The 13363-nt window shown below is 51.9% G+C and carries 9 protein-coding genes and 1 CRISPR repeat array (1 of these 10 cut by a window edge); of the genes, 5 read left to right on the top strand and 4 right to left on the bottom strand.

Features of this window, described 5'->3' with window-relative positions; translation table 11 throughout:
- Nucleotides 1-117: 117 nt before the first annotated feature.
- Both BZG74_RS06050 and BZG74_RS06045 read right to left on the bottom strand, forming a co-directional pair.
- A complete protein-coding gene (locus BZG74_RS06050) occupies nucleotides 118-501 on the bottom strand; it encodes a hypothetical protein (protein ID WP_077771791.1) in 384 nt (127 codons plus the stop codon).
- Nucleotides 502-823: 322 nt separating this feature from the next.
- Nucleotides 824-1306, bottom strand: coding sequence for a TetR/AcrR family transcriptional regulator (locus BZG74_RS06045; RefSeq protein WP_162274005.1), 483 nt, complete (start codon nucleotides 1304-1306; stop codon nucleotides 824-826).
- A 363-nt stretch (nucleotides 1307-1669) separates the two neighbouring features.
- On the opposite strand from BZG74_RS06045, the gene BZG74_RS06040 reads away from it, so the two are divergent.
- Nucleotides 1670-3325: an AMP-binding protein gene (locus tag BZG74_RS06040; protein ID WP_077771789.1), complete on the top strand. Its 1656-nt coding sequence runs from the start codon at nucleotides 1670-1672 to the stop codon at nucleotides 3323-3325.
- A gap of 239 nt (nucleotides 3326-3564) precedes the next feature.
- Nucleotides 3565-3861 (top strand): DUF406 family protein, encoded by a 297-nt coding sequence (locus BZG74_RS06035; RefSeq protein WP_077771788.1) that lies wholly within the window; start codon nucleotides 3565-3567, stop codon nucleotides 3859-3861.
- 73 nt (nucleotides 3862-3934) lie between these two features.
- Here the strand turns inward: BZG74_RS06035 and BZG74_RS06030 are convergent, their stop codons facing one another.
- Nucleotides 3935-4549, bottom strand: coding sequence for a DNA-J related domain-containing protein (locus tag BZG74_RS06030; protein WP_046075714.1), 615 nt, complete (start codon nucleotides 4547-4549; stop codon nucleotides 3935-3937).
- 382 nt (nucleotides 4550-4931) lie between these two features.
- On the opposite strand from BZG74_RS06030, the gene BZG74_RS06025 reads away from it, so the two are divergent.
- Nucleotides 4932-5705 carry an EAL domain-containing protein gene (locus tag BZG74_RS06025; RefSeq protein WP_077771787.1) on the top strand — a complete coding sequence of 258 codons (774 nt, stop codon included), beginning with the start codon at nucleotides 4932-4934 and terminating at the stop codon, nucleotides 5703-5705.
- Nucleotides 5706-5833: 128 nt separating this feature from the next.
- On the top strand, nucleotides 5834-7234 hold the full coding sequence (locus tag BZG74_RS06020) for a multicopper oxidase family protein (RefSeq protein WP_077771786.1): 1401 nt from the start codon (nucleotides 5834-5836) through the stop codon (nucleotides 7232-7234).
- Between the two features lie 79 nt (nucleotides 7235-7313).
- Here the strand turns inward: BZG74_RS06020 and BZG74_RS06015 are convergent, their stop codons facing one another.
- On the bottom strand, nucleotides 7314-9269 hold the full coding sequence (locus BZG74_RS06015) for a methyl-accepting chemotaxis protein (protein WP_077771785.1): 1956 nt from the start codon (nucleotides 9267-9269) through the stop codon (nucleotides 7314-7316).
- A gap of 241 nt (nucleotides 9270-9510) precedes the next feature.
- On the opposite strand from BZG74_RS06015, the gene BZG74_RS06010 reads away from it, so the two are divergent.
- Nucleotides 9511-9858, top strand: coding sequence for a carboxymuconolactone decarboxylase family protein (locus BZG74_RS06010; protein WP_077771784.1), 348 nt, complete (start codon nucleotides 9511-9513; stop codon nucleotides 9856-9858).
- Between the two features lie 200 nt (nucleotides 9859-10058).
- A CRISPR array of direct repeats spans nucleotides 10059-13363; the repeat unit is 29 nt; unit sequence CGGTTCATCCCCGTGGGCACGGGGAACAC; it runs 1548 nt beyond the window's last position.

The raw sequence follows: 13363 nt of genomic DNA, 5'->3' as shown, positions 1-13363 counted from the left end.
ACGGCTCACAGCCGTGACCCCATTATTAAAATATTTTTGAACAATTCAACTATCGTTATAGTGATAGCATAATTGCGCAACAATTTACTGCGTAAGATCAAGCTAAGTGTGCACGGACTAGGCAAAAACAAAAACCGATAAATAGCTCACAGCGGCCACTACCAACACTAATGATAAATAAGCAAACAGTTTGGCACGCCTCCGGTGGCCCCAAGTCCCCAGGCCCGTGAACAAGCTACGATGCGGGCGCATCACCCCCAGACTGAGAGCATATTGATGAGCTAGACGTTGGTGGCCTTGCGCATATAACCGCTCAAGCAGCTGATGGACATGCGCCACTGAGCAGTGACCCAGCACAGCCATACACTCCTCATGGGGCATGACCGTGAGCAATTCAACTTGCTTGTTGAGCTCATATTGCAAAAAGGCATTGCGAGCGGCCACGATTTCTGACGTTGAAAAAGTGGTCGGTTCAGTAAAAGGGTTGTTCATTACCGTCATGGCGAATCTCCCGATTGGCAGTAGGTAACGACCATCAACAACATAGTGCCCAACTAGGCAAAGTGATGTGTAACAGCGAGAGGAGAAAAACAAAGCGGGCGGAGCCAACTATCGACGACAGTTGGTAACGATGAGATACAGCAATACCAACAGTCGCTATTTTTCTCTGTTCAGACTCGGAGGATGGTCGGTATTGTTCATGGTTGTCTCCAAATACATGTGTTGCTTGGAAAGCATGACAACTATACCAAGAAACGCAGGGACTGTCTGTCAACGGAAGGTCATCTCTCACCCCATAGCTCGATCAACAATAGCCATGACATTAGGATTTCGTTTCAGCGCGCTGACGACATAACAACAAACTGGCGCCCAACAATTGCGAAAAAGCGACCGTTAAATCGGTTTGCATTTGTTGTTCACACTCTTGTTGTAGTGTTTTTAAACATCTGAATGCGGCACCATTATCGGCTTTACCGCTGATTAACACATAAAAACAAAGCTTTAGCGTTGCTTTAAACTCACCCTCGGCATGCATCGCTTGCATCCAGCTTTTCATAAACGCATTGATGGTACTGCGAGTATCGAGGGGCGTACGCAGGCTCTCCACCAAAAAAGGCTCTAATGCGACCATAAAATCTTGCTTGCGGGGAAAGTGGTGGCTGATCCCGGTGCGCGATACGCCTGTCGCTTCACTGAGCGTGGTATAAGACATTCCTTCATAACCAAGCGCCAACAGCTGCCGCTTCGCCTCTGCCAAGATAGTCTCAATGGTTTGCTGTGTTTGGGCTTTACTGCGTTTTGGCATGCGTAATCTGTTCTCCCCGTCAATCGCCGTCATTGGCGCTGTGATGACACGCGCGCCACTCGGCTCGCGGTCAGGCTAACTCACGAAAAAGTCCCGCCCCTTTTAAAATAGTACAGACTGACTCACTCAGCCTGACACTAACGCTGTACCAAGACGCTGAAGCGGATCAAACTTCCAAAAACCTTATTGAGAAGAATATGAAAAAACTGAAAAATCCGAAGCAAATCACTGCAAATAGTGCCGTCAGTCATAATTTGAACACGTGTTTAAATGATTATCTTGCTTCTCCTCGCCCCTGATCACTAAATTAACATTATTATAACGTTTAAACGTAGTCTTACGTTGCGACAATGAGGAAGTCCAATGTCACATATCAAACCGAACGATCAGATCCTGCGGTGGGCCGAGGAACGTCCAAGCCATGTTTTTCTGCGCCAAATTCACGGTCGCCGCTTTCATGACTACACCTTTGCCGATGTCGCAGACCAAGCATTGCGCATGGTGACTGCACTGCGTGACATGGGGCTCAAGCCCGGTGATAAGGTCGCGCTCATCTCCAAAAACTGTGCGGAGTGGTTTATTGCCGATTTAGCGATGATGATGGGCAGCTATATCAGCGTGCCGATATTTCCAACGGCCGGGACAGACACCATTGACCATGTGGTGACCCACAGCGAATCGAAAGCCATGTTTGTGGGCAAGCTTGATGACAGCAAAGCCCTGAGCACCTCACTGGAAAGCATGCCAGGCTTAAAAACCATCGCCTTTCCTTATCCGACGATCAGCTGTCATTTCGAGTGGCATGATTTAATCGCCAACCACGAACCATCAAATGAGCGCCCGGTACATCAAGACAGTGATGTAATGTCTTTGGTCTATACCTCTGGCACTTCCGGCTTACCCAAGGGCGCCATCTTAAGTTACGGCGGCTATTGCTGGTCCGCCCAGCGCTTGATTGATCATATTGGTATTGAGCCTGATGATCGCTTGTTCTCTTATCTGCCACTGGCGCATATTACCGAGCGAGTTTACATCATGGGATCGGCGATCATGGGCGGGATCCCAACCGCTTTCCCTGAGTCACTCGATACCTTTATCGAAGACGTCAAAATGCATCGCCCCACCTTGTTTATTTCTGTTCCTCGGCTTTGGACGCTGTTCCAGCAACGCATTCAAGAGAAGCTTCCGGACGGAAAGCTTAATCTTCTCCTTCGCATCCCCTTGGTCAATAGCCTGATTAAAAACAAAATCGCTAAAAACCTTGGATTGGATCAGGCACGCGTGTTGGGGTGCGGCTCAGCACCTGTCGCGCCCGCATTATTGCAATGGTATGAAAAACTTGGGTTGCACATTACCGAAGCGTGGGGCATGACAGAAAGCTATGCCTACAGCACCCTCAACTATCCGTTTAGAGCCGATAAGATTGGCACAGTGGGTAACGCAGGGCCTGGGGTTGAGATCAAAATTGCCGATGATCAGGAAATCTTGGTAAAAAGCCAAGGCCTATTCAGTGGTTACTACAAAAACGAAGAGGCCACCGCCGAAACCTTAGTGGATGGCTGGTTACACACGGGTGATTTAGGTGAGCTGGACAGTGAGGGGTATCTGAGTATTTCCGGGCGTAAGAATGACACCTTTAAAACCGCCAAGGGTAAATTTGTCGCACCGGTGCCGATTGAAAAACGCTTGTTCGAACTCTCTAATGCCGAGATGCTATGTGTGATCGGTTCAGGCATGCCTGCGCCTATTCTACTGGCGTTGCCTCATCACTTCCCTAACTTTGACCGTGCGCGGTATGAACGCCGTGTCAAAAAAGTGGTCGACACCATCAATAGTGAGCTGGAATCGCATCAGAAAATCAAAGGTGTGTTGATGATTAAAGAGCCGTGGAGCATCGAGAATGGCAAGCTCACGCCGACACTCAAAATCCGCCGTCATAAATTAGAACAAGAGTACCATGATATTGGTACCCAATGGCCTAAAGACACCTTGGTGCAGTGGGAAGAAGACTGGTGTTAGTCTTTTAAACGCATTGTTTACACGTTCACCCACTATTAGCGCATTCGCCAATAGTGGGTGATGTCTTTGTCAGCACCTGTATCGCTGTCATCGCCACGCCGTGCGACAAAGCCCGCAAAATCTGACCTGCCTCAATGTGCCACAACCTAGAGTCTGCTAAAGATCAGTGTATTGATTTTACAGCAGGCGATCAGCACCTTTTCTCATGCCTGCTGTTTGTTTAATTGTAGGGGAATACCATGAAAGAGAATCAAACCGATGCCTGTGATGCATGCGGCGTCAGCGCTGAAATTGGTTATATTATTTCGGAAGGCGACGAAGTGGCTGAAGTGACCATTCACGGCGACAGTGGCGACGCGATTCAAGCACGTTTTGACAAGTATCTTGCACTTGCGACCAGCATTAACCCTGAGGTTAAGCACGACTTTGAACCGCAACGCATCGAAGGCCATACCGCACACATTAAAATGCAGTTTGAGTGCAGCGCCGAGAAGCTGATTTTTGAACTGCGCAGCCGTGGTCTTAATAACGCCTAAGTGTTACACAGAAACGGCGTGGTCAAGCAACAGGGTGTTTTCTCACACCCTGTTGTCGCTTGCTGAAGGCCTGTTACAAGCGCAAGCTTTGCCAAGCCTCACACATTTCACGAAACGTAGTCGCGTCCCCTTCCGGGCGATCGGGGTGCCATTTGAGAGCCATTTTGCGCCACTGACGCCGAATTTCATGCTCACTGGCATTCTCATCCAACCCCAACACTTTTAACGCCTTATTGCGCTCCAACATGGCTTCACCCGGCGCCTCGTTGCCGATATGACGCTGGTAGTGCTTCCAAAACGAAGACAACAATTCTTTGACGTCATCTTGGCTCGCATCATAGTTGTTCCAGTCCATGTAGTAGTCGCGTAGCGGGTCTTGGTAATCGATCTCTTTTGCCACGAAACCACTGTTACCAACCCGCCACTGCAACTGAATGTCCATGGATTCCACCTGCAACCACTGCTGCGGCAACAGCATTTCTTGCAGCTGATACAGGGCATTCATGATCAGGAAATTACGTTTAAATAAATCAAGGTGGGGGTCAGCATCGAGCTGAGCCATCATGGTATCTTTTTGCAGTTCACCTAAAAGGTGGTGCACTTTCCAGCTTTGTCGTGTTGACTCTAGAATACTGAGTATTGGCCAAATCAGGGGGTTATCGATTTCGTCCCGTTTTTCAGCAAGCATGACGTTCATCCTCTGTCGCTGGCCAGCTACCTTGAACCGGCATCTCTTAGGGTTGGTTGTAAAGCCACCTTATTAAGGTATAAACCAATTCTGGCTATTTTGTGGCAATTATCAGGAAATCCCTTCTTTGTCAGCGAAACTCGTCATTATAATGACGCGCCGTCAATTGCCGGTTAATTATTAAGCATATCTAGTGCCAACTTATGGGCAAACCGTAAGGTTTTGCTACACAGCAGTACCATGCGCGCGTTGCCTTCGGGGAAACACCGATATCGCACACCACTTTATGCGTGCAAACCCCATAATTTTTGTCATCTAATTCGCATTCTGCTCAGAACTCCATTAATCTTTCTACAAGCACAGACTAAACAATCTCTTTTCTATGACAGCTTCTCCAACACAATGCGAGGCCTGCAGGGATGCGCAGCCGCTCACATTCGAATTTACCATGGCATTCCAACCGATCATTCAGCTTTCTACCGGTTCCATTTATGCCTATGAAGCACTAGCTAGGGGGATAGATGGCAGTGGTGCAGGCAGTGTGTTCCAGCATGTCAATGCAGATAATCAGTATAAGTTTGACCAAACCTGTCGCATCAAGGCGGTGAAGCTGGCCGCTGAGCTGGGTATCCCTTGTTATCTCAGCATTAATTTCATGCCCAATGCGGTTTACGAGCCAGAGCGTTGTATTCGTACCACCCTTAAAGCAGCGAATGACTATCACTTCCCACTTGATCAGATTCTGTTTGAGTTCACGGAAGGTGAAGAAGTGTTGGATTACGGCCATATTCAACGCATTATTCGCTATTACCGCTCGCAAGGTTTTTTGACCGCAATCGACGACTTTGGTGCTGGCTATTCCGGCCTAACAGCACTGGCCAATATTGACACCCATATGGTGAAACTGGATATGGCATTGGTACGGAATATTGACACTGACGTCACCAAACAAGCCATTGTTCGCCATAGTGTGGCTATGTGTCATGAGCTACATCGTCAAATTATTGCCGAAGGCGTTGAAACAGAAGCAGAGTTGCAGTGTTTGGTCGGGTTGGGGGTCGATTTTTTTCAGGGCTATTACATTGCCAAGCCTGGATTTGAGTGTTTACCTGAAATCAATCAAGCACCTGGATTGGATGCCTTTCACCGTCAATAATCTGACTGCCCAGCGAGTTTGACCGCTCGCTGTTTTAACTGCCTCACACTCACAATTGATAATCTTTCTCAACTATTGTCTTCCAGGGTATACTGGCGAGCATTCACCATGTTGAGGAGGTTTACAGGATGAGCTGGGATAAGTTGAGCTCTCAGGGCGTTTCCCGACGCCAATTCTTACAAAAAACGGTAGCCATTGCAGCGCTTTCCACTCTGCCCGCTTGCTCCCTAGTCTCTGCCTCTCGGCAAAACGGCCAGTGGGAATACCATTTAAGCGCTGAACCCAGTCAGGCTGAGTTGGTGCCCGGTCATCAAACCGACGTGCTCGCCTTTAATGGCGAAATCCCAGCCCCCACGATCCGCTGTCGCCAAGGCGAGCCAGTAACGATTCACTTTACCAATAACCTCAACGAACCCACCACCATTCACTGGCATGGCTTACGTATCCCGATTGAAATGGACGGCGTCCCCTTTTTATCGCAAGCGCCTATTCAGCCGGGTGAAACCTTTATCTACCGCTTTACCCCACCGGACGCTGGCACTTTTTGGTATCACCCCCATATGAACTCTGTGGTGCAGCTAGGAAAAGGACTGGTAGGCACCATTGTGGTGGAAGAGTCATCACCGGTCGAGTTTGACGAAGAACATGTTCTCATGCTCAAGCACTGGCATCTCGACCGCCAAGGGCAATGGAAAGATCTCGCTATTCCGCGTTATAGCGCTCGCATGGGCACACCCGGCGAGTGGGGTACCGTGAACGGTATTCATCACCCTGAGTATACACTGCAAGAAAAAGCGACCACTCGGTTGCGGCTCGCTAACGTGGACAATACGCTCACTTATCCCATTCAAGTTCGCGGCGCAAAAGCCTGGATAATCGCCATCGATGGTAACCCGATTGCCACACCACGCCGGTTAGAGGAGCATAAGATAGCCCCAGGGATGCGGCTAGATATTGGCCTGATTGCACCAAGCGCCGGTGAAAAAGTCGAAATAATGCAGATGAAAGGTGATTTTCCTTTCTTGCTCGCCAGTTTTATCTCGACGCCCTCGCAGTTGCGCGAGACAAAGCTTCCGGCGCTCCCGCTCAACCCTGTGCCTGCGCTTGATTTAGCCAACGCCGAAACCCGACATTTTGTTTTTGAGTGGGCTGGAGCCATCACACCTGCTGATAAGCAAGGCAAAGGAAAACACGAGTTTTGGCTGATGAATAAGCGTGCCTGGGAGGGAATGAGTAGAGGTAACATTCCTGAGCCGATCGCAACACTCGAGCGGGGTAAAACCTATATTTTCGATTTGAAGAATGTCACCCAGTACCACCACCCCATTCACCTGCATGGACATACATTTACAGTACTAGAAATGGACGGTAAGCCGGTGACACCTTTCCACACTGATACCGTGCTGTTGGGTAAAAATGGCCACGCCAAGGCAGCGTTTGTGGCCGATAACCCGGGCCGATGGATGTACCATTGCCATGTGATCGAGCACATGAAAACCGGCCTCATGGGCTTTGTTGAAGTTAGCTAGCGGCCAAATGACGCCCATAAAAAAAACGGCGGGCACTTGGCTCGCCGTTTTATATTGTCGCTCAATGTCCCCGACGCCGTTACCTGCCCTTCTCGGTTTTAAATCGGTTGACCAGCTCAGAGAGCTCTGAGGCCACCATACGCAGCTCGGCCGCCGTGGCATTGGTTTGCTCTGCCGTGGACGCTGCACTGTTGGCGCCTTCTAACACACCAGTCACATTCTGATTGATATCTTCAAAAACAGAGTGCTGCTCCTCGGTGGCCGTGGCAATTTGTGCCGCCATGTCGTGAATTTGCCCTACCAAACTTTGGATGGTGTCAAAGACGCTCAAGGCCTCTTCCGTCGCCTCCGTGGTGGTTTGTGAGTGCTCAACACTGCCTTGCAGCTTCTCGGAAAGCTGATTCGTGCGCTGGGTTAAGGCCTGCAACAGCTCATCAATTTCTTCGGTTGATTTGGTGGTTTTTTGTGACAGCACCCGTACCTCGTCGGCCACCACGGCAAAGCCTCGCCCATGCTCCCCCGCACGCGCTGACTCAATCGCCGCATTAAGCGCAAGCAAATTGGTTTGTTCAGCAATGCCTCGAATGGTATCCAGCATGGCGGTGATATTATCGTTCTCTTTGGTCAGCTCAGCCATCGCGCTATCCGCTTCGTTTAGCGTGGTGGCCATTTCTTGCACCGCTGCGCGCGTATTATTCATCAAGGTCATGCCACGATCGACCTCCGACTGACACTGCTGGGCAGAATCCGCCGTTTGATTGCAGTTTTGAGAGACTTCGTTGGCGGTGGCCACCATTTGGTGGAAGGCGGTGGCGATTTGTTCTAACCCTGAGCGCTGTTGGTGACTGGCGCCGTCCAGCTGTTCAGCAAATTGAGTGGTGTGATCGGCATGAGACGACAGCTTGGTGGATCTGTCCTTGATACCGACGATCAACTCTTGAATCACATCCACAAACTGATTAAAGGCACCCGCCGTTTTACCCAACTCATCCTGGCTGCGAACCGGTAAACGCTTGGTCAAATCACCATCACCGCTTGCCGCATCACTCAGCCCATCACTGACGGTAATGATAGATGCAGATATACGTTGAATCATAAAGTAACCAAGCACACCAAACACGACAACAAGGATCAGGCTGATGGATAAAATAACGGTTTGCAGCCGGGTAACCTGACCTAGAACTTCTTGCTGCGGCACAATCCCAATCAAGCGCCAGCCACTCTCTGGCGCTTTGTACTGATTGACAAAATAATCTTTACCAGAAAAGGAAACAGCAGTGAGTGATTCACTAAAATTCCCACCGCTGTAAACACTGTCGACACTCTGGGCAGGTTCAAAGTTATTGTCTGGGTTGTTCGGGTCAGCAAGCACCGTGCCTGTGTCTTCCACCAGCACAATATACCCCGACTCACCGAGGGTGACGTCACCTAACATATTTGTCAGTGCTTCTAGCGTAACGTCGACACCAATCACACCACTCAGGCCGTCTTGGGCTTGAAACTCCATCACATAATCAAGGAGGGGGGCACCCGTCGTCACATCTTGATAAGCAGGCACCCTGACAGGATTATTGCCGCTTCCCTGGCCCGTCTGGTACCAAGGACGCTGACGAGGATCATAGTTGCCAGATTCCCCTTGCGGCCACTGAATGTACCCACCATCACTTAGCCCAAGGAACACATACGCAAAATCTTCTCGTGACTCGCCCATCGCCTCAAGCAACCCATATGCCCGTGCTTCAGCGGGGCTATTTTGCTTGGAGGTCATGGTTTTGGTTGCGCCCATGTATTTGGTGACGGAGCTGTCTAAACGTTGAAGGGCGTCGCTGTTACCCAGCATTTTGGCGTTTGCGGCCAACCCCTCTAAGTAGAATTTAAACGCATTGCCTATGTGCTGCATCTCTTTGTACGAGCTCTGCTCATAGCTTTGCAACGTACTCGTTCGGAACTGGTAGAGTGACACAATGGCGATAATAAGCGTGGGCAGGATAACGCCTGTCAGGACTACCACGAGTAATCGTTTTTTAATACTCATACTGACCTCCGTCAGTGACTGCACATAGAAGCATATCTAGTTAAAAGGTGAAGCGTGTTGTTTTAAACTAGAACAACTGTTAATGACAATCTAATAAATAACGCGTTTATCCCTATTTTTCCTAAAAGGCCGACTTGTGCTGCTCGCCTTTTTAGACAAATGCAACGACTCGGCAGGCACAGATTGCATCTACACGCAAAACCCTTTAAATTAGACAAAACTAAACTAAAGGGCAGGCCTTATGACGAAGAAAAACTATCAGGAAATCAATCAGCAACAATTGGCGCTCAATAAACAATTTAAAGCTCACAGCAGTGATACTCTGTCCGCATTTGGACAGCTTCATCGGGCAGCCATGGCAGAGGGCGATCTTGACGTAAAAACCAAAGAGTTAATTGCACTAGGGATTGGTATTGCCGCACGCTGCGATGGCTGTATTGGTGCGCATGTGGCCGCCGCGCTCAAACACGGTGCCACCAAGCAAGAGTGCGTCGAGACCATTAACGTCGCCGTATTGATGGGCGGCGGCCCGTCTTTGATTTACGGCTCTCAAGCACTGGAGGCGGTCGAACAGCTGAGTGAGGCGTAACTTATTAGCGCTCGGCAACATTATCAGGCTGAGATTAGACGGTCTCAGCCTTATCGAGGACCCTTGTTACTACTAACGCAAATAGTGTATCGATATGCTGCCAAAACACCTACTCGTAACATGTTCGATAATCTCTCGAATCCCACCTCCCATGAGCACAGAGAACACAAACATTCCCAGCCGCCCATCTCAGCGAAAATCGGTTCATCCCCGTGGGCACGGGGAACACAGAACAAGCCAGCCCCGAGGGTGCCGCGCCGCGGGTTCATCCCCGTGGGCACGGGGAACACCGGTCTATTCTTTAACAAAATCCGTCTAATAGGCGGTTCATCCCCGTGGGCACGGGGAACACCCAGGCATTGAGATGGTTTTTGATCGCCATCACGGTTCATCCCCGTGGGCACGGGGAACACGCTTTAGCATTATGGATTAAGATTACCCCAGAGCGGTTCATCCCCGTGGGCACGGGGAACACCAGAATTCACCATCAATCGGCTCAGGTTGATACGGTTCATCCCCGTGGGCACGGGGAACACAGCATCTGAGTCATCTGTTCCTGTCTTTTTAGCGGTTCATCCCCGTGGGCACGGGGAACACAGATAAGAGTTGGTTTGATGACCGTGTAAAACCGGTTCATCCCCGTGGGCACGGGGAACACCGTCCATCAAAAAGAAAACATCTTGCTCAATGCGGTTCATCCCCGTGGGCACGGGGAACACGCTCAGCGCATCGATAGCGATGGACCCAAGCGCGGTTCATCCCCGTGGGCACGGGGAACACTCAGACGAACAGCACGCCGACGCGCCGAATGTCGGTTCATCCCCGTGGGCACGGGGAACACATCAGCGCGCAGCTTGTCATCAAACTCGATGGCGGTTCATCCCCGTGGGCACGGGGAACACACCAAGACTTTGAGGCCACCGTGACAGGCGGCCGGTTCATCCCCGTGGGCACGGGGAACACCCGATGATTATATCGAGAGGGAGCCCAGTAAACGGTTCATCCCCGTGGGCACGGGGAACACCCGACAGACTCAATCGTTAGGCCGCCAACCACCGGTTCATCCCCGTGGGCACGGGGAACACGATTTAGTGTCCGTGTCGGTCGCCAATGACGGCGGTTCATCCCCGTGGGCACGGGGAACACGGTTTCGCATCACGCAAAGCCTATGCCGATCGCGGTTCATCCCCGTGGGCACGGGGAACACGCATGGATTGAAAAAATCCGTCGTGATCTCGACGGTTCATCCCCGTGGGCACGGGGAACACAATCACCGTTTGAACACCTTAAGCACAGAACGCGGTTCATCCCCGTGGGCACGGGGAACACTTTGATTTGGCCGGCATACGCATCCGAGCGTGCGGTTCATCCCCGTGGGCACGGGGAACACAAGGTATAGCACCCGTCGAAGACACTGATGAACGGTTCATCCCCGTGGGCACGGGGAACACGGTTTGCCAGAGCCGAGCCTCGCTGATCGAAACGGTTCATCCCCGTGGGCACGGGGAACACGCTGACAGAGATTTGGCCGCGCCTTCGCGATTCGGTTCATCCCCGTGGGCACGGGGAACACTTCACCGCGCCACCGGAACCCGCGCCGGAACGCGGTTCATCCCCGTGGGCACGGGGAACACAATGATGGCATTCATTATGAATGCAGTCTTGGCGGTTCATCCCCGTGGGCACGGGGAACACTCCGCCATTGGTGCAATTACCATTTCGAGCGGCGGTTCATCCCCGTGGGCACGGGGAACACGCGGTAGGCTTTTGACGGCCACATCAGGCAGGCGGTTCATCCCCGTGGGCACGGGGAACACACTTGATGCGTCATTGAAATTAACGCGCATTTCGGTTCATCCCCGTGGGCACGGGGAACACCCAACCCGCTCTGTCAAGACCCCATGTTCATGCGGTTCATCCCCGTGGGCACGGGGAACACTCAGGGTCTATCCCATGCGACTGAACCACTGACGGTTCATCCCCGTGGGCACGGGGAACACGTTTCATGTTGATGTTGAGCAAGGGACTGTATCGGTTCATCCCCGTGGGCACGGGGAACACAGAAAAGGAAGAAAATGCCCGTCTAATCAAGACGGTTCATCCCCGTGGGCACGGGGAACACGCTTTCGACTTCAACAGGTGGCATTTCGCGCACGGTTCATCCCCGTGGGCACGGGGAACACGTCTGCAAACAAGACATTGTTCACACTAATATCGGTTCATCCCCGTGGGCACGGGGAACACAGAGGGATACAAGGCAGTCCCACGCCCAGCACCGGTTCATCCCCGTGGGCACGGGGAACACTTAAGATATTGTTTCGCATTTTGGCGGGGTCACGGTTCATCCCCGTGGGCACGGGGAACACCTTATTCAGCTCACGCACAACGTCGTCGTGCGCGGTTCATCCCCGTGGGCACGGGGAACACTGAGCGATAGTGGCGGTTGGTTTGATGGGGTGCGGTTCATCCCCGTGGGCACGGGGAACACTGATATTGACGTGTTCAAGCTCGGAAAGATCGCCGGTTCATCCCCGTGGGCACGGGGAACACTTAATTTAATCACTGATTTGGGGATCGTGCGGCGGTTCATCCCCGTGGGCACGGGGAACACATCACGCACCTAGCGCCCAACTCCCGCGAAACCGGTTCATCCCCGTGGGCACGGGGAACACGCCAAGATGCCGTAGCCAACGGGTATTGTCCGCGGTTCATCCCCGTGGGCACGGGGAACACGCATTTATCACCGTTATCGGCACACGTATTTACGGTTCATCCCCGTGGGCACGGGGAACACCAAACGTGCCGCACAGGCTCGCCGTGCGCGCGCGGTTCATCCCCGTGGGCACGGGGAACACCGTAACTGATATAAGCGGCGGTGTTGTTTTCGCGGTTCATCCCCGTGGGCACGGGGAACACTAGCGGAATTGCAAACGGCATCGCTACCCCTCCGGTTCATCCCCGTGGGCACGGGGAACACATATCTATACGAGTAAATCCTAACTGCCCCGCCGGTTCATCCCCGTGGGCACGGGGAACACGACTCTGATGCCTTTGCTAACGAGTTATCGCTCGGTTCATCCCCGTGGGCACGGGGAACACGTTGCGTATCAAGATGGGGAAAAACGAGTTTTCGGTTCATCCCCGTGGGCACGGGGAACACTCAATGATGACGAAACCGTTCTCTGAGATAGCCGGTTCATCCCCGTGGGCACGGGGAACACCGCTCGGGATAATCGAACATCTGACGGCCAACCGGTTCATCCCCGTGGGCACGGGGAACACTTAAGATATTGTTTCGCATTTTGGCGGGGTCACGGTTCATCCCCGTGGGCACGGGGAACACCTTATTCAGCTCACGCACAACGTCGTCGTGCGCGGTTCATCCCCGTGGGCACGGGGAACACGGGCAGTTCGCGCACTTTAACGGCTGGCAACGCGGTTCATCCCCGTGGGCACGGGGAACACGCTGCTTTGGCCGCTTGGTACACATCGGCGAGCGGTTCAT

The organism is Salinivibrio sharmensis, assembly GCF_001995985.1.
Taxonomy (GTDB): domain Bacteria; phylum Pseudomonadota; class Gammaproteobacteria; order Enterobacterales; family Vibrionaceae; genus Salinivibrio; species Salinivibrio sharmensis.
This window is presented reverse-complemented; position numbering and strand designations above follow the sequence as displayed.

What these genes read in the sequence shown, in the direction of transcription:
- BZG74_RS06050 (WP_077771791.1), bottom strand. Translation starts at nt 501, where the DNA reads ATGACGGTAATGAACAACCCTTTTACTGAACCGACCACTTTTTCAACG.
- BZG74_RS06045 (WP_162274005.1), bottom strand. Translation starts at nt 1,306, where the DNA reads ATGCCAAAACGCAGTAAAGCCCAAACACAGCAAACCATTGAGACTATC.
- BZG74_RS06040 (WP_077771789.1), top strand. Translation starts at nt 1,670, where the DNA reads ATGTCACATATCAAACCGAACGATCAGATCCTGCGGTGGGCCGAGGAA.
- BZG74_RS06035 (WP_077771788.1), top strand. Translation starts at nt 3,565, where the DNA reads ATGAAAGAGAATCAAACCGATGCCTGTGATGCATGCGGCGTCAGCGCT.
- BZG74_RS06030 (WP_046075714.1), bottom strand. Translation starts at nt 4,549, where the DNA reads ATGCTTGCTGAAAAACGGGACGAAATCGATAACCCCCTGATTTGGCCA.
- BZG74_RS06025 (WP_077771787.1), top strand. Translation starts at nt 4,932, where the DNA reads ATGACAGCTTCTCCAACACAATGCGAGGCCTGCAGGGATGCGCAGCCG.
- BZG74_RS06020 (WP_077771786.1), top strand. Translation starts at nt 5,834, where the DNA reads ATGAGCTGGGATAAGTTGAGCTCTCAGGGCGTTTCCCGACGCCAATTC.
- BZG74_RS06015 (WP_077771785.1), bottom strand. Translation starts at nt 9,269, where the DNA reads ATGAGTATTAAAAAACGATTACTCGTGGTAGTCCTGACAGGCGTTATC.
- BZG74_RS06010 (WP_077771784.1), top strand. Translation starts at nt 9,511, where the DNA reads ATGACGAAGAAAAACTATCAGGAAATCAATCAGCAACAATTGGCGCTC.